The 20,524-nt window shown below is 69.3% G+C and carries 14 protein-coding genes; 11 read left to right on the top strand and 3 right to left on the bottom strand.

What is annotated here, in order from left to right:
- Position 1 precedes the first annotated feature (1 nt).
- Positions 2 to 778, top strand: coding sequence for an ABC transporter ATP-binding protein (locus B0I29_RS21120; protein WP_111650745.1), 777 nt, complete (start codon positions 2 to 4; stop codon positions 776 to 778).
- 48 nt (positions 779 to 826) lie between these two features.
- Here B0I29_RS21120 and B0I29_RS21115 read toward each other — a convergent pair whose 3' ends face one another.
- Positions 827 to 2,428, bottom strand: a complete 1,602-nt coding sequence (locus B0I29_RS21115; RefSeq protein ID WP_111650744.1) for an alpha/beta hydrolase — start codon at positions 2,426 to 2,428, stop codon at positions 827 to 829.
- Positions 2,429 to 2,602: 174 nt separating this feature from the next.
- On the opposite strand from B0I29_RS21115, the gene B0I29_RS21110 reads away from it, so the two are divergent.
- The 5 genes from B0I29_RS21110 (at position 2,603) to B0I29_RS21090 (ending at position 9,272) form a co-directional block, all read left to right on the top strand.
- Positions 2,603 to 4,171, top strand: a complete 1,569-nt coding sequence (locus B0I29_RS21110; protein WP_111650743.1) for a M28 family metallopeptidase — start codon at positions 2,603 to 2,605, stop codon at positions 4,169 to 4,171.
- 165 nt (positions 4,172 to 4,336) lie between these two features.
- Positions 4,337 to 4,960, top strand: a complete 624-nt coding sequence (locus B0I29_RS21105; RefSeq protein ID WP_111650742.1) for a DUF2510 domain-containing protein — start codon at positions 4,337 to 4,339, stop codon at positions 4,958 to 4,960.
- A gap of 920 nt (positions 4,961 to 5,880) precedes the next feature.
- A complete protein-coding gene (locus B0I29_RS21100; protein ID WP_146616841.1) occupies positions 5,881 to 6,489 on the top strand; it encodes a hypothetical protein in 609 nt (202 codons plus the stop codon).
- A gap of 20 nt (positions 6,490 to 6,509) precedes the next feature.
- The gene (locus B0I29_RS21095) at positions 6,510 to 7,238 is read left to right on the top strand and encodes a class F sortase (protein WP_111650740.1); all 729 of its coding nucleotides are present in this window, start codon (positions 6,510 to 6,512) and stop codon (positions 7,236 to 7,238) included.
- Between the two features lie 204 nt (positions 7,239 to 7,442).
- On the top strand, positions 7,443 to 9,272 hold the full coding sequence (locus B0I29_RS21090; protein WP_111650739.1) for an adenylyl cyclase: 1,830 nt from the start codon (positions 7,443 to 7,445) through the stop codon (positions 9,270 to 9,272).
- On the opposite strand, the gene B0I29_RS21085 is transcribed toward B0I29_RS21090, so the two are convergent.
- Complete coding sequence (locus B0I29_RS21085) at positions 9,269 to 9,688, bottom strand: universal stress protein (RefSeq protein WP_111650738.1); 420 nt, start codon at positions 9,686 to 9,688, stop codon at positions 9,269 to 9,271. The two genes, B0I29_RS21090 and B0I29_RS21085, sit on opposite strands and share 4 nt — an antisense overlap.
- Positions 9,689 to 9,785: 97 nt before the next feature.
- Between B0I29_RS21085 and B0I29_RS21080 the strand changes: the two genes are divergently transcribed.
- From B0I29_RS21080 to B0I29_RS21070, 3 genes are all read left to right on the top strand, one after another.
- On the top strand, positions 9,786 to 11,144 hold the full coding sequence (locus B0I29_RS21080; RefSeq protein ID WP_111650737.1) for an APC family permease: 1,359 nt from the start codon (positions 9,786 to 9,788) through the stop codon (positions 11,142 to 11,144).
- 104 nt (positions 11,145 to 11,248) lie between these two features.
- Entirely contained in the window at positions 11,249 to 12,220 is a 972-nt protein-coding gene (locus B0I29_RS21075; RefSeq protein WP_146616840.1) for a helix-hairpin-helix domain-containing protein, read from the top strand.
- A gap of 171 nt (positions 12,221 to 12,391) precedes the next feature.
- The gene (locus tag B0I29_RS21070) at positions 12,392 to 12,637 is read left to right on the top strand and encodes a hypothetical protein (protein ID WP_111650735.1); all 246 of its coding nucleotides are present in this window, start codon (positions 12,392 to 12,394) and stop codon (positions 12,635 to 12,637) included.
- 138 nt (positions 12,638 to 12,775) lie between these two features.
- On the opposite strand, the gene B0I29_RS46820 is transcribed toward B0I29_RS21070, so the two are convergent.
- Positions 12,776 to 13,195: a DUF559 domain-containing protein gene (locus B0I29_RS46820; protein WP_245972655.1), complete on the bottom strand. Its 420-nt coding sequence runs from the start codon at positions 13,193 to 13,195 to the stop codon at positions 12,776 to 12,778.
- 1,309 nt (positions 13,196 to 14,504) lie between these two features.
- Between B0I29_RS46820 and B0I29_RS47480 the strand changes: the two genes are divergently transcribed.
- Both B0I29_RS47480 and B0I29_RS21045 read left to right on the top strand, forming a co-directional pair.
- Complete coding sequence (locus B0I29_RS47480) at positions 14,505 to 19,067, top strand: beta-propeller fold lactonase family protein (RefSeq protein ID WP_146616839.1); 4,563 nt, start codon at positions 14,505 to 14,507, stop codon at positions 19,065 to 19,067.
- 23 nt (positions 19,068 to 19,090) lie between these two features.
- Positions 19,091 to 20,458, top strand: coding sequence for a transaminase (locus tag B0I29_RS21045; protein ID WP_111650731.1), 1,368 nt, complete (start codon positions 19,091 to 19,093; stop codon positions 20,456 to 20,458).
- The last annotated feature ends 66 nt before the right edge of the window (positions 20,459 to 20,524 follow it).

Below are 20,524 nucleotides of genomic sequence, written 5' to 3'. Positions count from 1 at the left end.
GATGCTTGAGGTCAAAGGTCTGAAGAAGGTATACCGGTCCGGGAGTCGCGAGGTGGAGGCACTCCGCGATCTCACGTTCACCGTGGACAACGGCGACCTCGTCTGTCTGGTCGGCCCGTCCGGCTGCGGCAAGACGACACTGCTGCGCTGCATCTCCGGGCTCCTGGAGCCGACGTCCGGAGACGTCAAGGTCAACGGCAAGGCCGTCGCCGGGCCTCCGCCCGGCATGGCGGTGGTCTTTCAGGAGTACGGGCGCAGCCTCTTCCCGTGGATGAGCGTACGGGACAACGTGGAGCTGCCGCTCAAGCAGAAGAAGGTGTCCAAGCCACGCCGCGCCGAACTGGTCGAGGAGGCCCTCGACGCGGTGGGGCTGACCGGCACCGAGACGGCATACCCGTGGCAGCTCTCCGGCGGCATGCAGCAGCGTGTCGCCATCGCGCGGGCGGTGGCGTACGAACCGGAGACGCTGCTGATGGACGAGCCGTTCGCGGCCGTCGACGCGCAGACCCGGGCGGACCTGGAGGACCTGGTCCGCAAGTTGTGGCAGCGGCTCAAGGTGACCGTCCTGTTCGTCACGCACGACATCGACGAGGCGGTCTATCTGGGCCGGCGCGTGGTGATGCTGTCGTCGTCACCGACGGTCGTGCAGGACGAGCTGGTCATCGACCTGCCGGCCGAGCGGGATCAGCTGCACACCCGGGCCGATCCTCGCTTCATCGAACTGCGGACGAGGGTCTACGAGCAGATCCAGCTGGCCAAGAAAGCAGCTGCCAAGTAGCTCACGAGAAAGGGCCCGGGCGCGTGCGCCCGGGCCCTTTCACCGTTTCTAGCGACGAACGCCGATCTCGGCGCGGATGTCGGCCGGGAGGCCGGCAGGCGCCGCCGAGCGCTTCGCGACTGCCGCGCCCGCAGCGGCCGGAACCGGCTGCGGGATCGGGTCGCACTGCGCGTCGGAACGGTTGCCGCGGACCCGGTCCGGCAGTTCGCCGGTGGCCAGGTAGTCCGCGATCAGGTTGTCGGTGCAGGCGATGCCGTTCAGCGAACCCGAGTGGGTGGTGCCGCCGACGCCCTCGATGAGCACCGACTTCGGGAAGCGCTTGCGGACCTCAAGAGCGCCGTCGTAAGGCGTGGCGGCGTCGTTGGTCTCGGCGATCAGCAGGATCTCCGGCGACTTCTTGCCCTTGATCTCGACCGGCTTGCCCGGCTTCGTGCCCCAGTTGATGCAGGGCGCGTTGTACCAGGCGTTGTTCCAGGTGATGAACGGGTACTTGGAGTGGATCTTCCAGTTGTCCCGCTGCCACTTGTTCCAGTTGGTCGGCCACTTCACGTCGCTGCACTGAACGGCCAGGTACATCGCGTAGCCGTTGTCGGAGCCCGCGCCACCCGGCTCCGGGTAGTTCTCCAGCAGCAGCGACGGGTCCTTGTCGTTGACCCAGGCGGCGAACGCCTCGGCCACCGACTCCCAGCCGAAGACGTAGTAACCGGCCGAGACGAAGATGTCGTTCCACTCGTCCGGGCCGATCTTGCCGGCGGCCGGCTTCTTGATCAGCGAGTACAGCGTCGAGTAGTACTTCTGCTTGACCGACTTCGCGGTCTTGCCGAGGTGGTAGACCGAGTCGTACTTGGCGACCCACGCGAAGTAGACGTCCATGTTCTTGTCGAACTGAACATCCTGGTCGAGGTTCGCCTGGTACCAGACGCCCTCCGGGTTCACCACGCCGTCGAAGACGAACTTGCGCACCTTGTCCGGGTGCAGCGTGGCGTAGACCTGGCCGAGGTACGTGCCGTACGAGAAGCCGTAGTAGTTGATCTGCTTCTGGCCGAGGGCCTTCCGCAGGCTCTCCATGTCGGCGACCGTGTCGGTGGTCTTGACGTGGTCGAGCAGCGCGCCGCCCGCTTTGTCGCAGTCCTTCGCGTAGCCCTTGGCCTTGGCCAGCCACTGCTTCTCGAGGGACTTGTTCACCGGGACGTAGAACGGCCGGTTGTAACCGGCGTAGTCCACGTCGCAGGTGAGCGCCGGAACGCTGGAGCCGACGCCGCGCGGGTCGAAGCCGATCCAGTCGAAGTAGCTGCCGGCGTCGTTCGGAACGTACTCACCCAGCACCGACAGGGTGAGACCGGAACCGCCCGGGCCGCCCGGGTTGGTGAGCATGACGCCCTGGTACTCGGCGGCCGTGGACGTGTGCTTGATCCGCGAGACGGCAATCTTGATCTTGGTGCTCTTGGGCTTCGCGTAGTCCAGCGGCACGATCAGGAAACCGCACTCCGCGCCACGGGCGTTCAGGCCCGCGCTCGCGCATTTCCCCCAGCTGATCGCCGGAGGGGTGTAACCCGGCTCCTGGTGAGCAGAAGCCGAGGCCGGGATCACGCCGGCTCCGATCAGGAGCCCGACGGATGCGGCCAGGGTGGCCGCAAGGATTTTTCGCATCCCATGCCTTCCGAAATTCGAGTCACAGTGGTCGCCGTGACTCCGGGGCGATCAACGCACTCTAAACATCAAGGCATGGACATGCGCAGCTTCGGAAACCTTGAATTTACGATTGCGATTCGAAAACGGTGATAGGTATCTATTGATATGGAGGGCTGGCCTGCGGCCTCTGCGATGCTCGTCGATGTTTTAAGTCGTGCTTCGTCGCTTCAAGTCGCGGAGGATCCCGTGCGCGCCCTTCCCCTGCTCGGCGTCTCCCTGCTGGTCGCCGGCGGCCTCACCGCCGCCGCGTCACCGGTACAAGCCGCTGCCGCTCCGGACATCTCGGTCACCAATGTGAAGGCACACCTCACCCAGCTGCAGAGCATCGCCACCGCCAACGGCGGCAACCGGGCGCACGGCCGGCCCGGTTACCTCGCGTCGGTGACGTACGTGAAGAACCTGCTCGACGCGGCCGGTTTCACCACCACCCAGCAGTCGTTCACCTACAACGGCGCCACCGGGTACAACCTGATCGCCGACTGGCCCGGCGGCGACACCAGCGACACGCTGATGATCGGCGCGCACCTGGACAGCGTCACCGCGGGACCCGGCATCAACGACAACGGGACCGGCTCGGCGGCCAACCTCGAAGTCGCGTTGCAGGTGGCACGCACCGGCTTCCAGCCCGACCGGCACCTGCGTTTCGGCTGGTGGGGCGCCGAGGAACTGGGTCTGCGGGGCTCGACCGCGTACGTGAACTCGCTGACCACCGCCCAGAAGGCGGCGATCACCGGGTACCTGAACTTCGACATGGTCGGATCCCCGAACCCGGGATACTTCCTGTACGACGGTGACAACTCGGACGGCACCGGATCGGGCCCCGGCCCCACCGGCTCGGCGCAGATCGAGCAGACGCTCGCCGCTTACTTCACCTCGATCGGCGTACCGACCCGGGGCACCGACTTCGACGGGCGCAGTGACTACGGCCCCTTCATCGCGGCCGGGATCCCCGCCGGTGGCATCTTCACCGGCGCCGAGGGCACGAAGACGTCGGCGCAGGTGGCGCTCTGGGGTGGCACGGCTACCCGCTTCGACCCGTGTTACCACGCGGCGTGCGACACGATCACGAACATCAACGACACCGCACTCGACCGGAATTCGGACGCTATCGCGTACACGGTCTGGGCCTTGGCGGACGGAGGCGGAACCCAGCCGCCCACCGGGACCACCGTCTGGTCCGACGACCTGGAGACGGCCACGACGTGGACCCGGGGTACGGCCGACACCGCGACGTCAGGGCTGTTCGAGCGCGGCAACCCGGCGGCGACGAGCAGTTCCGGAGTGGCGACGCAGCTGGACGCGGCGGCATCGGGCAGCTACGCGCTGGTGACCGGGGCTACGGCGGGCGCCAGCGCGGGCGCCAACGACCTGGACGGTGGTGTCAGCTCGCTGCTGTCGCCGTCGATCACGCTGCCGTCGTCAGGGACGCTGACGCTGTCCTGGTCGTGGTACCTCGCCCACCTGAACAACGCGACCAGCGCCGACTATCTGCGGGTCCGGGTGGTCTCCGGCTCGACGACCACCACGCTGGTGAGCCTCACCGGCGCGGCGAGCAACAAGGCGGCGGCCTGGGCGGCCGCGTCGGCAAGCCTTTCCGGGTACGCGGGACAGACGATCCGTGTCCAGGTGGAAGCCTCTGACGCGGGCACGGCGTCACTGGTGGAGGCCGCGGTGGACAGCCTGAAGATCACCCAGTCCTGACGGGTTGATCATCCCGGCCGGCTCGCACCGCTGTTTCCCGGCGGTGCGAGCCGGCCGGTTGTCGTTATGGCTCAGGGTTGGGCTCGCTGGTTCTCGTTTATGACTCAGAGTTGGGCTCGCCGGGCCGATCGGAAAGCACAGCCCGGTCGGAAAGGACGCCCACCCATGACCAGCCCCGCGCCGCCCGCCGGATGGTATGCCGATCCGCACGGCCTGCCCGCCCTCCGCTGGTGGGACGGCCAGGAGTGGACCTCGCACATCCAGCCGGGCGCGACCGCCACCCCACCGGTGATACCGGCGGCCGCGCCGAGTGGCACGCCGGTCCCGGGCGCCCACACGATCGGCCCGCAGAGCGCGGGCAGCGGTCCTGCGCCTTCCGGGCTCGGCGGTGGCCTGGACCTCACCGGATGGGGCCAGGGTGAACTCAGGGCTCCGTCGATCACCGCGCCGTCGGTAGCGGCCCAGCAGGCCTTCGCACCACCCAGCGGCTATCCGATGCAGCCGGTGGACGCCGTGTCCGCGCAGCTCGGCTTCGTAACGCCGGCCACGTCGCAGGGCCCGCCACCCGCGGCCGGCGAGCACGCGATCTCACCGAAGAACCGTGCCGTCGTAGTCGGCGCGATCAGCCTCCTGATCAACCCGCTGCTGCTGTGCTCGGTCTTCGCGATCGTGCTCGGCGTCCGGGGCCTACCCGCCTCCCGCCCGACCGCGACGCTGGCGATCGCCCTGGGCGCCACCGGCGTACTGACCCACATCGGCCTGGTCCTGCTCCTGATCCACCTGCTCTGACAACACCAGCCAGCCCAAGCCACCGCCAGGCCGGAGAGCCCCGCCCAGGCCGGGGGAACCGCCGGGCCAGCGGCTCGCGCTCGCGGTCGTGGAACGCCCCATTTGTGGAGCCACAAGCACGAGCCGGCTCGCTGCGGCTCGCGCTCGCGGTCGCGGGACGTCCGATTTGTGGAGCCACAAGCACAAGCCGGCTCCGCGCGGCTCGCGCTCGTGGTCGGGCCGGCTGCCGGAGGCCGTCCGATCTTCGAGGCCCGTTTGATCGGATGGCCGTTGTGCCGACAGGGTGTGCGGGCCTGTCATGGTCGCGGCGTGTTCCGACGCGGTGGTTCCCGGCGCCGCGAGGGTGAGCCGTAGCTCAGACATGTTCTGGGGCTGCGATGGCATGTCTGAGCTACGGCTCGTGTCTCGCGGCCGTCGTTCAGGCACCTTATGAGAGCCCGGTGACATGTCTGAGCTACGGCTCGTGCCTCGCGGCCGTCGTTCAGGCACCTTATGAGAGCCCGGTGACATGTCTGAGCTACGGCTCGTGCCTCGCGGCCGTCGTTCAGGCACCTTATGAGAGCCCGGTGACATGTCTGAGCTACGGCTCGGCGGTCGGGCCCGGTTTTTCGGCCGGCGGATCCTCAGTCGACAGGCCCGGCCGTCCGCCGGTGCGTGTCGAGTTCGGGTGGGTATCCGACCTGAAGTCGACACGGGCGGGCACCGGGCGGCGTGTGTGTCGAGTTCGGGGGCGCAGCGGACCCTTAATCAACACACCCGCCTTGATCGTCGGAACTCGGCGCGGAGCAGCCGGGCGGGGCGGTCTGTCGAGATAGGAAGTGACCGATCACGGACAGGGGGTCGCGCTTCGGGCGGTAGGTCACTAACGTGGCGCCCACCGTCCCACCCGGGATGTGCCGTTTCTGCGCGAAAGGCACCTCGTGTCCTCAAGTCACGCGGCACCGGCGCGCCGCGGGCGCCGTGATCGGGCCATCGCGGTGGGCGTCGGGCTGCTTCTGGCGTTGCTGCTGCTCTTCGTCCTGCTCGCCACCTGCGACAACGACGGCGACAACAACGGCGACGACACCGCCGCTCCGGGCGCGTCCACCAGCGCCCCGGGACCGAACGGCTACCCGGGCAACGGCAGCCCCGGCCCGGGAGACAACAGCGCGGGCCCGGGCGACAGCAGCGCCGGCCCCGGCGATGCCAGCCCCGATCCCGGCGGAGTCAGCCCCGATCCCGGCGGAGTCAGCCCCGGCCCCGGCGGCGGAGGCGTCATCCCCAGCGACGACACCGGCACCGGCGGAAGCCCTTCACCAAGCGCGGGAACCGGAGACGGCAACGGCAACGGGGACGGCAACGGCGACGGCAGCGGGGACAGCGACGACGGTGATGACTCCACTCCGCCGACTCCCAAGGGCGGTGTCGACGCCGGTGGCGGTAGCGGTGCCTCCGACCGGCGGGTCCCGTTCCTGGTGATGGGCACGTTCTTGCTGCTGGCAGCGTTCGGCACGGCCGCATACTCAGTGCGCCGCCGCCCGCGCGTCTAACCCACCATCCCCGCGACCCCATGCCGCGCATCCGAGACCGCCGCGCCGCAGCGCTCGCCGCCCTTCTCGCGGTGCTGGGTACCGCCAGCACCGCGATGGGCCTGCGCACCGAAGCGACAGCCCTGCCACCCGTCGCCGTCGACGTTCAGCAGACAGCGGACTCAGAGCAAACTAAGCCGGACGAAAGCCAACAACCCGGCCCGCAAAAAGAACCGCTAAAAGAACCACAAGACGACCCGCAGGACGACGCTCTGCCCGCCCCTCCTCCCACCACGGCGAAACCCGGCGGCATGGCCCGCTCCGAGCCCACCCGCCTCGAAATCCCCGCGATCAAGCTCAACGCCCCGATCACCGCGGTAGGCCTGAACACCGACGGCACTCTCGAAGTCCCCCCGCTCAAGGCCTCCGCCCCGGCCGGCTGGTACCGCCACTCCCCCACGCCCGGCGAGCCCGGCGCCGCGGTGATCATCGGCCACGTGGACAGCGCCCGCGAAGGACCCGCGGTCTTCTTCCGGCTCCGGGAGCTCACTCTCGGTGACACCATTTCGGTACGCCGAAAGAACGGCACCGTGGCAACCCTCGAGGTGTACCGGGTAGCCACCTACCCGAAGCACAAGTTCCCGACCGATGAGGTCTACGGCCCCGTGAACCGCGCCGAGCTGAGGCTCATCACGTGCGGCGGGAGCTTCGACCGTTCCAAGGGGAGCTATCGCGACAACGTGGTGGTCTACGCCGCACCGCGAGATTGACGGTCGTGTGCTTCGTGCGTACCCAAGGGATTTGCTCTCCGGGAACGGTTGCGGAACCGGTTTCGGGGGCTTGAAGTTCCGGAACCTGGGTGTCTCGCCCCAGAGCACCCCGTTATGCCGGATCGATGCCCTTGACATCGAGGTTCGGGGATTGCTTCTGTGACCGGGATCATTGCGATCTTGTTACGGAAGGGAACCCTCCGCATGACGCGAAGCCGCACCACCGCCGGAGCCGTCGCTCTCGGCCTCGTGCTCGCGGCCGCCGGCGCCTCGGCCGGCCCAGCCGCCGCCACGCCGTCCTCAGCCACGCCGAACCTCGGCCCGAACGTCACGATCTTCGATCCCAGCCAGCCGGTGAGTGAGATCCAGGCGACGCTGGACGCCACCTACGCCGCGCAGGTCAACAATGAGATGGGTACGCAGCGTTACGCCTACCTGTTCAAGCCCGGCACCTACGGCACCGCCGAGCAGCCGCTGCAGGTGAAGGTCGGTTACTACACCGAACTGACCGGCCTCGGCGCGAACCCCGGCGACGTGGTGATCAACGGCAAGGTTGAGGTCTACAACCGCTGCCTGACCGCTGACAACTGCCTCGCGCTGGTCAACTTCTGGCGGACCGTCTCCAACCTGACCGTCAACATCAACGCGGCCGGGCAGGACGGCTGCCGGTCGTCGGCCAACTTCTGGGCGGTTTCGCAGGCCACCTCGCTGCGCCGGACGCAGTTCACCGGCGGCGGCCTGTCGCTGATGGACTACTGCACCGCCGGCCCGCAGTTCGCCAGTGGCGGCTTCATCGCCGACTCCAAGCTGCCGTCCACCACGAACGGCTCGCAGCAGCAGTGGCTGACCCGCAACAGCGAGGTCGCCGGCTGGTCCAACGCGGTCTGGAACCAGGTCTTCTCCGGCGTGCAGGGCGCACCGGACGACGCGACGTTCCCGGACCCGCCGTACACCACCCTGGAGAAGACCCCGGTCAGCCGGGAGAAGCCGTACCTGTTCACCGACGCTTCCGGTCGCTATCAGGTACGCGTACCCGCCGCGCAGCGCAACACCAGTGGCGTCTCGTGGGGCGGACCGGGGCGGACGATCCCGCTGTCCGACTTCTACATCGCCAAGCCGGGCGACTCCGTCACGAAGATCAACCTGGCGCTGGCCCTCGGCAAGCACCTGCTGATCACCCCGGGCGTGTACGACATCGCGCGGTCGATCGAGGTCTGGCGCCCGAACACGGTCGTCCTCGGCCTCGGCCACGCCACGCTGACCGCGGTTAACGGCGCGGTGCCGCTGAACGTGGCCTCGGTGCCCGGCGTGATCGTCGCCGGCGTGACCATCGACGCCGGAACCAAGGAATCGCCGGTGCTGCTGCGGGTCGGCGCCAAGAACGCGCCCAGCCTGACCAGCGCGTCCAACCCGATCACCCTGCAGGACGTCTACTTCCGGGTCGGCGGGCCGCACATTGGCAAGACCAACATCGCGCTTGAGGTGAACAGCGACGACGTCCTCATCGACCACACCTGGGTGTGGCGTGGCGACCACGGCGTCGAGGGCTTCACCAACGGCGTGAACGGCGACACCGACCGCTGGAAGACCAACACCGGACGGTACGGCGCGGTCATCAACGGCGACGACGTCACCGCGACCGGCCTGTTCGTCGAGCACTTCCAGAAGTACAACACCGTCTGGAACGGCGAGCGCGGCACGACCGTGCTGTACCAGAACGAGCTGCCGTACGACCCGCCGACGCAGGCCGACTGGATGAACGGATCCACGAAGGGCTACGCCGGTTACAAGGTCGGAGACAAGGTCAAGACCCACACTCTGTACGGCGGTGGCGTCTACGTCTTCAACCAGAACAACCCGTCGATCGAGACCGAGAACGGGTTCGAGGTGCCGAACCGGCCCGGCGTCAAGCTGAACCACATCATGACCGTGAACCTCAGCGCCGGCGTCGTCAACCACGTGGTGAACGGGGTCGGCGAGGCCGCGGACATGACCAAGATCGGCCAGCCGGTCTACCTGGTCTCGTACCCCTAGGACTCGGTGGCCGGGTGGGTGACCACCAGCACCGGGCGGCCCGCCCTCTGGATCAGGCTCAGCGGCACGCTTCCGAGCAGCCGCTGAGCCACCAGGGGGCGGGCACTGGACCCGACGATGATCAGGTCGGCGGCCTGTTCCTCACCGAAACGGATGATCTGATCGACCGGGCGGCCCGGCAGGACCGTACCCGTGGCATCGATGCCCGCCTCCGCGAGGCGCCGCACGGCCTCGTTCTTCGCCCGCTCCGCGCGCTCGATGTAGACGCTGCGCGGCAGTGGCGCGAGATGCTCGATCTCCAGCTCGTCGACGGCCACCACGGCGACCGTGGCGCCGGTTTGCCTGACCAGGTCGGCGGCCGCATCGGTCACCCATGGCTGATCGACTTCGGGGTTGGCGGCGAGCACGATTCGCATGATGTCCTCCCAGGTTTCCCGTCACCCAAGGTACGGGTAACGTCACTGTTCCGCAGTGGTCCTCTTTTGTGGAGGCGCCTTTTCTGGGGAGGCTGTCGTGACCGAGACAGAAGAGGAACATCCCACACTCAATCGCGTCATCGGGCCGGGCCTGTTACTGCTCTTCGTCGTCGGCGACATCCTCGGGACCGGCGTCTACGCGCTGACCGGCAAGGTCGCCAACGAGGTCGGCGGCGCGGTGTGGCTGCCGTTCCTGGTGGCGTTCGTGGTCGCGCTGCTGACCGCGTTCAGCTATCTGGAGCTGGTCACCAAATATCCGCGAGCGGCCGGCGCGGCGCTGTACACGCACAAGGCGTTCGGCATCCACTTCCTGACGTTCATGGTCACGTTCGCCGTGATGTGCTCCGGCCTGACCTCCGCGTCCAGCGCGTCCAAGGCGTTCGCCGGTAACTTCGCCGAAGCGTTCGACCTGTCCATCGCGGACGGGTTCGCCCTCACCGCTATCGCACTCGGGTTCATCGTCCTGGTCGCGCTGGTCAACTTCCGCGGCGTCGGCGAGAGCGTGAAGGCGAACGTGGTGCTCACCTGCGTCGAACTCACCGGCCTGCTGATCGTCATCGGGATCGGCGCGTGGGCACTCGGCGGCGGCAACGGCGACCTGTCCCGGCTCACCGAGTTCAACACCCCGCCGGGCGAGAGCATCGCCCTGTCGGTCACCGCGGGAACCGCCCTCGCCTTCTTCGCCATGGTCGGCTTCGAGGACTCGGTCAACATGGCCGAGGAAACCCGCGATCCCGTACGCATCTTCCCGAAAGTCATGCTCACCGGCCTCTGCATCACCGGGCTGATCTACGTGCTGGTGGCGATCTCGGCGGTCGCCCTGGTCTCGCCGGCCGAGCTGGGTGAGGGCGATACCCCGCTGCTCAAGGTGGTTTCGGCCGGGGCGCCCGGGTTCCCGCTCTCGATCTTCGCGTTCATCACGATGTTCGCGGTGGCCAACAGCGCCCTGATCAACATGATGATGGCGAGCAGGCTTCTGTACGGCATGGCGAACGAGAAGGTGCTGCCGTCTGTTCTCGGGCGGGTGCACCGCAAACGCCGTACCCCATGGGTGGGAATTGTCTTCACGACCGTCATCGCTTTCGGACTGATCTGGTTCGCCGACCTGACCGCCCTCGGCGGCACCACCGCGCTGCTGCTGCTCTGCGTCTTCACCGTGGTGAACGTGGCCGTCCTGGTGCTGCGGCGCGACCCCGTCGAGCACAAGCACTTCAAGGCGCCGACCGTGATCCCGATCATCGGAGCGCTCGCGTGCGCGTTCCTCGCGAGCCCGTTCTCCGGGCGGGCGGCGGCTGATTACCGGGTGGCCGGCGTGCTGCTGCTCATCGGCATCGTGCTGTGGGCTGCGACGTACGCCGCGAACCGGTTCGTTCCGGGCGTGATCACCCGGCGCTGACAGTCTCGGTATTTGAGCCAGACACCCACGTCACGCCGGGTTTGTGGGATGTGGAAAGCTGCCCGCTACCACATGCACCCCCATCTCCTGTCCGGAGGCCCGATATGGCATCATTCCTCTACTTTGTTGCCGGGCTCGTGATCGGCGCTATAGCCGGCTGGTTGGTCAAGGGACGCCTCGGCGCCGCCAAGCCCGCGCCCGCCGAGTCCGCTGAGCCTGCCCCTGCTGCTGTTGCACCGGTTGTCGCTTCCGAGCCGGTCGTTGACGCGCCGGTTGTCGACGAGCCGGTTGTCGACGAGCCGGTTGTCGACGAGCCGGTTGAGTCCACCGTCGAGACGCCGGCGAAGTCCGATGAAGCCGTCGCGGAGCCGGTCGTCGTGGCCGAGCCGGTCGTCGAGCCCGTCGTGGCTGAGTCCAAGTCGGATGATGAGGTAGTCGAGCCGGTTGTCGCCGCGCCGGTTGTCGCCGAGCCCGTCGCCGAGCCTCTCATCGAAGAGAAGCCGGCCGCTGTCGTTGAGCCGGCCGCGCCGGTCGACGAGCCGGTTGCCGCTGCTGAGCCGGTTGCTGACCCGGAGCCCGTCGCTGTCGCCGAGCCCGTTGTCGCCCCGGAGCCGGTTGTCGCCCCGGAGCCGGTTGCCGCCGCCGAGCCTGTCGTCGCCCCGGAGCCGGTTGTCGCGCCGGAGCCCGTTGCCGCCGCTGAGCCGGTTGTCGCTGAGTCGGCTGTTGTCGCGCCGGTAGCTGTCGATGCGCCTGCCGAGCCGGTTGCCGCTGAGTCGTTCGCCGACTTGGAGCCGGTTGCCGACGAGGAGCCGGAGGCCGCGCCGCTCACCAGCGCGGAGATCGCCGCCGCGATTCCGGCCGACGTTCCGGAGCCCGACGATCTGACCAAGATCGCCGGCATCGGCCCGAAGATGGCGATGGCGCTCGCCGCTGCCGGCATCACCACGTACGCCAAGCTGGCCGACTCCGACGTCGCCGCGCTGAAGCAGGCCGTCACCGCCGCCGGCATGCGTCTGGCGCCGACCCTCTCCAGCTGGCCGGAGAAGGCCCGCGACCTGGCCGCCGTCAACAACTGACCCAGCCTGGGCCGGGATCCGGTACCCCGTGTACCGGATCCCGGCCGCTTTTCACAGCAACCGCCCAGGTTGCACAGCTGTTGCATAGGTCACTGGCAAAAGTTGCAGCTCAGGAGCGACCCGGACGATGTTTGGGGCCGTCACGAACGGCCCGACCCCCGAGGAGCCCCGATGTACATCAGCGCCGCGACCACCGCCGCCAGCTGGAGCAGCGCCGCGGCATGGAGCCGCCTCCAGTCCAGCCGTACCAAGCTCGCCGAGTCGATCAGCGCGGGCGACGTAGCCCCGAGCACCGTGACCGCGATCCGCGCCACCATCGAGAACGCGGCCGCCCAGGTCTCCCGCATCGAGTCCGCCCGGGCCAACGACGTAGCCCGGATCCGAGCCGCCCACCAGGTCTTCGACCTCTACGTGTGACCGTTCCCGATCAGTTGCATCCCCCAGTGGAAGGCACCTGACGGCCCCAGTCCCGGCAACCGCCGACCGCGCGCCCAGCCGACCGGGCGCTCAGCCAGCCGGGCGCTCAGCCGACCGGGCGCTCAGCCGGTCCACCGGTTAGTCATGCCAGCCCGCGGCCTCCAGCGCCGCCCGTAGCTGACCAACCACCACATCCGGCCGTGACCGAATCAGGCCCGCCGGGAACCGCAGGATCCGATCCCCCTCGATCCACACCTGGTTCTGCCGCACCATGTCCTCGGCCCACTGGCGTGCCTCGATGTGATGCGAACCGTCGACCTCGACATGCAACCGCCACCTCGGCCAATAGGCGTCGAGATAGCGCAGCCGCCCGGAGTCGTCCCGTCGCCGCTTCTGAAGTTCCGGCGCCGGAATGCTCGCCCGCCGGCACATGTCCACGAAGTCGATCTCCGAGAGCGCCTGCGCCCCACCCGCGACGTCGAGCACGGTCCGCTTGATCATCGCGAACCGCGGCAGCCGCTTCCGCACCCCGAGCACCCCGAACACGTCCTCAGCCACCACCCGCCCCGCTGCTGAAACGTAGCCGCGATGATCGTCCGCGCGGCGTCCTCACTCGGCGCCCACGCCGCCGCGTCCACCAGCGCTCGCGAAACGATCATCCGCGGCGGGCTGCCGGCATTCCGATGCTCTTCCGGCAAGCACCGGGTACGCGTCACCCGCACCACCGGCATGTCCTCAGGCATCGCCGGCAACCGGAGACTCCTGCCCCGTGCTGCCGGCACCACTACCCGCAGCATCCCCTCCTGCAGACCACGCACCCCGGCCTCAGCCAGCGCCGTCACCCCACCGAGCGCCGCTCCCGGCCCCGCCGTCAGCACCGCGACCCATACCTGCTGCCGCCGCTCAAGCCGCCCGTTGGTCGTACTGACAATGCCCCGGCAAACCCGTCGCCACCGGCCTGAATGCAAATGCCCGCGTACGACGCCCCGGCCGAGCAGCGCGACAGCCTGAGCAGTGGTCAGCACACCCGACTGCGCAAAGCAGAGTTCGGCGAAGTCATCGAAATCCCCGGTCATCGGGCCACGCTGACAGCTCCCAAAGATCGTCCGCTCAGCCCCTGTGGATAACGCCGAACTGTGGACAACACCCCCACCAACCCCAACTCAACACACACCAACCCAGCCGCTGTTCCAGCCCAGTCCGGCCCAGCCCTCGCCCAGCCGCGGCTCGGCCCAGTCCCGGCTCGGCCCGGCCCAGCCCCGGCTCGGCTCGGCTCGGCTCGGCTCGGCTCGGCAACACTGTGTCGATTTGCGGTGCAATCCGCGCCCAAAATCGACACGCGGAGGACGGGGCACGCCCGAACCTCGACCGGACCACACACTCAGACCGCCAACCGGGCCGGACCGCAAACCCGGGCCAGGCCGTCAGCAAGCAAACCGTCAACCGGGCCGGGCCGGGCCGGGGCGCGAATTGGATCGTCAACCGGGCCGCGGACCGAGCCGCCAAGCTGTGGGCACCGGCCCGAGCACCGCCTCACCCCGCCCAGCGGTCCGCCACTCAACCTTTCGACGAGCACGTGCGCACTTAGGGCGTACCGCCGCAATTGACGCAAAGCGTCGGCTGCGCTCTCAGAGTGACAAATATCCGTCAGCGTGCCAGATCCACTGAATCCAGTGAATTCCGCACTGTCTTCCGGCCTTCCGATCATGGAGCGCCCGCAGCAACATCATCGCAGGTAGATCGCTATGGCGGCGGCGCGTGAAACCCCGAGATCAACAACGCTCCGTTCTCGGACGATGGCGGTTCGTAATCATCGAGGGGTTTCGTGGCAGGCTTCGGCATCGCACCATGGATGAAGGGTGATGCGATGAGCGGGCGACGGCTGGCAGTTGTGGTGACGGTCGAGCACCAGGATGATCCTGTTCTGAGCAGGTTCGCGGTGCCGACCGGCGATGTTCCTGTGCTCTCCGACGCGTTGAGCGACGGTGGGCTCGGCGGGTTCGACGTGGCGTTTCTGCATGACGCCGGGTCCGCTGAGGTGCGGGAACGGATCACCGCGCTGTTCGAGGGACGCGACCAAGACGATCTTGTGTTGCTCTACTTCCGCGGGATCATGCTGACCGGGCCGGGCGGCGGGCTCTATCTGGCCGGGTCGGACACCGCGATGGCACGACCGGCCGACACTGCCGTCGATGTCTCGCAGATCGCCGCGATGATGCAGCGCAGCCGTGCCGGGCAGGCCGTGGTGCTGCTCGACGGGCGTACCGGTGGGCCGGTCGACGCCGGCCATCACTTCCGGGCGGCGCGCACGGCCGAGTGGCAGAGCCGCGTCGTGATCGCGGCGACCGCCCGTCCGGAACCGCCCACGTTCGCCGGCATGATCGCCGACGGCATTCGCAACGGCGGCGCCGACCGCGACCGCGACGGATTCGTCGGCATCGGCGAACTCCACGACCACCTGCGCGAACGCGACCCGAGCGTGCGTCAGTGGGTCTTCGGTTCGGGACGCCAGCCCTACGTGTCCCGCATCCGCCGTCCCGGCAGCGACCAGATGACGATGATCGCCCAGCTCGCTGTCGCGGCCGCCGGCGCCGACCTCACCCGGGCCGTCGAAGCCCGCGAGACCCTGCGACGCATGGCCACCGGTGAGGGCCGGGTGGCTGCCGCGGCTACAGCCGCTTTAAGGCGCACTTCGGTACGCCTCACCGAGCCCGCCCTGGACTTCGGACGAGTACCGCCCGGGACACGCCAGCTCGCAGCGGGCGTACCCGTGCAGGGCCCGCCGCTGACCGTGGCGTCCGCGGTCACGAGTTCGGTGGAGGGTCTGCACGCCCGGCTCGAGGGCAGCGTGCTCAAGGTTTCCTGGTTCCCGACAGTGGGCCGCCTCGACGGGGTTGTCACGGTCGAGGGCCCGGCCGGCGTGGCCAGGCTCGCTGTCACCGGCGAGGTCTCGGAAGAACTGGAATCCACCGGCGGGTTCCGCCCGACACCCGGCGTCAACGGCGCGCGACCGGCGGCGGAGCTTCCGGTCGGCCCGGCGGCGGGTTGGCAGCCCGCACTGGCGGCACCGGCGCAGGCGCAGGCGGCCCCCGCTGCTCCCGTTGGTCCCGTTGGTCTCCCGGCACAGGCCAGGCCCCCGATCGCTCTGCCGGCGGGTCCGGTCTCAGCAGCCCCGGCCTCAGCAGTTCCGGCGGCCCAGGTTTCAGCTTCGCCGTCGGTGCCAGTTTCGGCATCGCCGTCGGCGCCGGTTTCGGCTTCGCCGTCGGTGCCGGTTTCGGCTTCGCCGGCTGGGATGGACGGGCAACCGCCTGTTGCCGCGCAATCCGGGCAGCAACCTTTCGCATCGGCCGAGCCGCCGCCTGCTTTTGCCCCATCCGGGCAGCCGCCGGCCGTCGCCCAGCCGGAGACGCCCACGAGCGGCGCACCGGCTGCCCCTGAGGCCCAACCACCCACGACGCTTCCCGGCCTGAGGCCGGCTTCACCCACCAGCGGCGCACCCGCCGCCTGGGGCGCCCAACCCACGACACCCACAAGCGCCCCGCCGGCCGCACCCGCAAGCGCCCCGCCGTCAGCGCCCACGAGCGCCCCGCCAGCCGCGCCCACGAGCGCCCCGCCAGCCCCTCCGACCGCACCCACCAGTGGCGCAGCCGAACACCCCGCCCCGTTCATTCCCAGCGCGCGACCCGCCTCACCCACGAGCGGCGCGCCAATCCCCGAACCCCGCTCGGCCTCACCGGTCAGCGGCGCTCCCTCTTCGACCGGCGGCTGGCCGAACGCGGCAGGTGGCGGATTCGGCTGGGGCGGCCGGCCACCGCAACCCCGCGGCCCGGTTCCGGCCGCGTCCGAGTCAGGCGAGCCCTTGGGTACGCCCACCGCAGACGACCCCCCGGCCGTAGCGTGGACGGAGGCGCCCGTGAGTGGTGCGCCCGCGCCCGGGGCGGCGCCGACGTCGGGCATCCCGGCTAACGGCGGCAGTTCCTCTGCTGGAACGCCCGAGGCGGATCAGGGAACTTCGGCGAACGGCGGGCCGGTGCCTGGACCACGACGGGAGCAAAGCCTCACCGGCTGGCCCACGCCCCCAACTCCCGAAACCGACGAAGTCCGCCCCACACCCGCTGAGTCGCCCGAACCATCCACCGAAGCCCCCGAAACGACGGGGCATGCCGACACCCAGACAACTCCGGAACCCCCGGCCGCACCAACCGACCACGCCCCGACCGGCACCGAGTCGACCGCGGCAGAACCGGAACAAGAACCGGAACAGGATCAGGAACCGGCAGCCACCCCAGAACCAACCGGCGCGCAGCAGGACGACTCCAGCACAGCCGGCTACCAAGGGTGGAGCGCCGCCGGCTCCTGGCCGACCGCCTCCGTGGCAGGCGCGGCATGGCTACGCCCCCGACCGGAGACAACCGAGCCGGCCCAGCCGACCGATCCCCCCGAACCCACAGCTCCCACACCCCCGGCTCCCGCGGAGCAAGAAGCTCCCACACCCCCGGTGCCCGCGGAGCAAGAACCCGCAGCGGCATCAGCCGGCGCACCGCCACCGGCTTCCGCCCAGCCCGAAAGCCCTCTCCCTCCACCCGAGGAGCCGACCCCTACCCACCCGTGGCCCGGCCCGAGCCACCACGGCGTGGCCGGCGACCCCTGGCTGACTCCCCCGGCCCGTACCAACTCGCACCCGGACGCCGACGTCACCGACCCACTACCGACGCGTCCGGCTGCCACCAACCCGCAGCCCCACCCCTGGCCGGCCGCAGCAGCCGCCCCCACCACAGGCTGGCCCGGCGGCGGCCCCGGCTCCGACGACCCGTGGGCAGGCGCAGGCCCCCGAGCAGGCGCCCCACCCACCACCAGCGGCCAATCCCACAGCGCCCCCCAGCAGCAGTCCGCCACCCCCACCTCCGCCACCCCGCAGTGGCCCGCCGACGTACCCACCCCCACCACTCCCGCCACACCCTGGCCCGGCACCACACCAACCTCGGGCGCGCCCACCAGTCCCGCCACGCCCTGGCCCGCCACAACACCAACCTCCGGCGCGCCCACCCCTCAACCCGCACCGCCCGCCGACCCCTGGGGCACCCCCGGCGCCGCGACCGCCAACGTCTTCCCGAACGCCGGCACCACCCCCCAGCCTCCCGCCGACCCCTGGGGACAACCCACCGCCCGCGTCTCCACCTGGCCCGCCTCACCGGCCACCCCCGGCTGGCAGTCCACCCCGGAATGGCAGGCGAGCCCCGCTGCCCCGTACCCCGCGACCGTCCGCGGCACAGCCCAGCCCGGGTCGCCGCCGCCGGCCGCCCCGTACCACGAGGAGAAACCGCGCCGCAGAGCCGGCAAAGTCCTGGCGATCCTGCTGGCCGTGGCCGTCCTGGCGGCCGGTAGTTACCTGGCTGTCCGCCTCCTGCGGCCGGGCACCACCGACAACACCGCGACCCCCACGCCGCAGGGGCAACAGGAGCAGAGCACCCCACCGGAGACGACCGGTGCCCCGACGGAGCCGCCCGCCGCCGAGATCCCGGTCTCGCTGACGACACCCGTCATCGTGGACCGGTTCAAGCTGGGCCAGGAGCCGGAGGGTGTCGTCGTCTCCCCTGACAACAAGGTCGTCTACGTCGCGGACCAGAACTCCAAGGACGTCCACTTCATCGAGGTCGCCACCCGCAAGATCACCAAGGTCTCGGTGCCGAACACGCCCCGGTTCATCGCGATCTCGCAGGACGGCAGCCGTGTGTACGCCTCGATGTTCGAGAACGACTTCACCGGCAACGGCCTGGCCGTGATCGACACGAAGAACGCGAAACTCGTGAAGGCCATCCGGACCGGCCCGCGCCCGTTCGAGCCGGCGGTCGGCCCGGACGGTGACGTGTGGGTGCCGATCCACAACGGCGCACGGGTGGAGATCTACGACGACGAGTCGCTGACCGAATCCAGTCGCATCTCGGTGCCGCCGAACCCGCACTGGGTGACGTTCTCACCGGACGGCACTGTTGCCTACACGGCAAACCACGAGTCGAGCCAGATCTCCGTGGTGAACACGGCGGACCGGATCGTGCGGCGCAACATCAAGGTGGGCCGGTCGCCGCACGCGATCGCGCTGACGCCGGACGGTAAGAAGCTGATCGTCACGAACTACGACCTGGACAAGGTGCAGATCTTCGACACCACGACGTTGCGGCAGATCAAGCAGATCAGCGTGGGCAAGGAACCGCAGGCGGTGATGACGTCGACGGACGGCAAGCACGCGTACATCGTGAACGAGGGCTCGGACACGCTGAGCGTGATCGATCTGGACGGCTTGAAGGTGGTGTCGACGGTCAAGGTCGGCGACAGTCCCCGGGTCGTGGCGCTCTCGCCGGACGGTCTGCGGCTCTACGTCACGGACGGCCGCAGTCGTACGGTTACCGTTCTCAGAACCACCGAGGAGTGACTATTCCCTGGTAACGTCGCGCCATGTCGACGGATTCCGGTATCGATCGCGCCCTTCTCCACAAGCTCGCCGAGCGTGAGCGGTCCCTTTTCACCGACCGCCATCCGGGTTCGGCGAGCGCGTACGGCAAGGCCGATCACCTCTTCGGACGCGTACCCATGACCTGGATGAACAAGACGGCCGCGGGTTTCCCGATCTATCTGGCGACAGCTCGCGGGAATCGCATCACCGACGTGGACGGCAACGAGTTCATCGACTTCGCGCTCGGTGACACGGGCGCGATGGCCGGCCACTCCCCGGAGGCGGTCACCAGCGCCGTGACCAGGCGGATCACCGAGCTCGGCGGTCTGAGCACGATGCTGCCGACCGAGGACGCCGCGTTCGCGGGTGCCGAGCTGGCCCGCCGGTTCGGCCTGCCGGCGTGGAGTTTCGCGCTGACCGCCACCGATGCGAACCGCTGGGCGATCCGGTTGCTGCGTGCGGTCACCGGCCGTTCCAAGATCCTGGTGAACAGCTACTGCTATCACGGCTCGGTCGACGAGTCGCTGATCGTTGTCGGTCCCGACGGCGAGGGCGTGAGCCGCGAGGGCAACGTCGGCGCTCCGGTGGACGTGACCGAGACGAGCCGGGTCGCCGAGTTCAACGACCTCGCGGGCCTGGAGCGCCAGCTGGCGCACGGCGACGTGGCGGCCGTGCTGATGGAGCCGGCACTGACCAATATCGGCATCGTGCTGCCCGAGGACGGCTACCTGGCCGGCGTCCGCGAGCTGACCCGCCAGTACGGCACCTACCTGATCAACGACGAGACGCACACGTTCTCGGCCGGTCCGGGTGGCGCGACAGCGTTCTGGGACCTGCAGCCGGACGTCGTGACGATCGGCAAGGCGATCGGCGGCGGTGTGCCGGTCGGCGCCTACGGCCTGTCGGCAGAGCTCGCGGACGCGCTCACCGGCCGCGGCGACCTCGACCTGATCGACATGGGCGGCGTCGGCGGCACTCTGGCAGGCAACCCGGTGTCGATGGCCGCGACCCGCGCGACCCTGGAGCACGTGCTCACCGAGACCGCTTTCGATCACATGATCGGTACGGCGTCGGCTTTCGCCGACGGCATTCAGAAGATCATTGACGGGTACGCCCTGCCGTGGTCGGTCAGCCGTCTCGGCGCCCGCGTCGAATACCGGTTCGCCAACCCGGCCCCGCGCAACGGCACCGAGTCGGCGGCCAGCGCGGACGCCGAGCTGGAGGACTTCCTGCACGTCTACCTGGCGAACCGCGGCGTGCTGCTGACCCCGTTCCACAACATGGCCCTGATGTGCCCGGACACCTCGATCGCCGACGTCGCCCGCCACCACGAGATCTTCGACGCCGCCCTCAAAGAGCTGACCGCCTAGGCGCATCCCGCCCCTCCGCGATCTTGAGCGATTCTCCACCCTCCACGGTAGAAAGTCGCTCAAGAT

Origin of the sequence: Actinoplanes lutulentus, from assembly GCF_003259845.1 — a bacterium.
Lineage (GTDB): Bacteria > Actinomycetota > Actinomycetes > Mycobacteriales > Micromonosporaceae > Actinoplanes > Actinoplanes lutulentus.
The sequence above is the reverse complement of the archived record's forward strand: the minus strand, read 5'-3'. Positions and strand labels throughout refer to the sequence as shown.

What these genes read in the sequence shown, in the direction of transcription:
- B0I29_RS21105 (WP_111650742.1), top strand. Translation starts at nt 4,337, where the DNA reads ATGACCAGCCCCGCGCCGCCCGCCGGATGGTATGCCGATCCGCACGGC.
- B0I29_RS47480 (WP_146616839.1), top strand. Translation starts at nt 14,505, where the DNA reads ATGAGCGGGCGACGGCTGGCAGTTGTGGTGACGGTCGAGCACCAGGAT.
- B0I29_RS21085 (WP_111650738.1), bottom strand. Translation starts at nt 9,688, where the DNA reads ATGCGAATCGTGCTCGCCGCCAACCCCGAAGTCGATCAGCCATGGGTG.
- B0I29_RS21120 (WP_111650745.1), top strand. Translation starts at nt 2, where the DNA reads ATGCTTGAGGTCAAAGGTCTGAAGAAGGTATACCGGTCCGGGAGTCGC.
- B0I29_RS21090 (WP_111650739.1), top strand. Translation starts at nt 7,443, where the DNA reads ATGACGCGAAGCCGCACCACCGCCGGAGCCGTCGCTCTCGGCCTCGTG.
- B0I29_RS21070 (WP_111650735.1), top strand. Translation starts at nt 12,392, where the DNA reads ATGTACATCAGCGCCGCGACCACCGCCGCCAGCTGGAGCAGCGCCGCG.
- B0I29_RS21075 (WP_146616840.1), top strand. Translation starts at nt 11,249, where the DNA reads ATGGCATCATTCCTCTACTTTGTTGCCGGGCTCGTGATCGGCGCTATA.
- B0I29_RS21045 (WP_111650731.1), top strand. Translation starts at nt 19,091, where the DNA reads ATGTCGACGGATTCCGGTATCGATCGCGCCCTTCTCCACAAGCTCGCC.
- B0I29_RS21095 (WP_111650740.1), top strand. Translation starts at nt 6,510, where the DNA reads ATGCCGCGCATCCGAGACCGCCGCGCCGCAGCGCTCGCCGCCCTTCTC.
- B0I29_RS21110 (WP_111650743.1), top strand. Translation starts at nt 2,603, where the DNA reads ATGCTCGTCGATGTTTTAAGTCGTGCTTCGTCGCTTCAAGTCGCGGAG.
- B0I29_RS21115 (WP_111650744.1), bottom strand. Translation starts at nt 2,428, where the DNA reads ATGCGAAAAATCCTTGCGGCCACCCTGGCCGCATCCGTCGGGCTCCTG.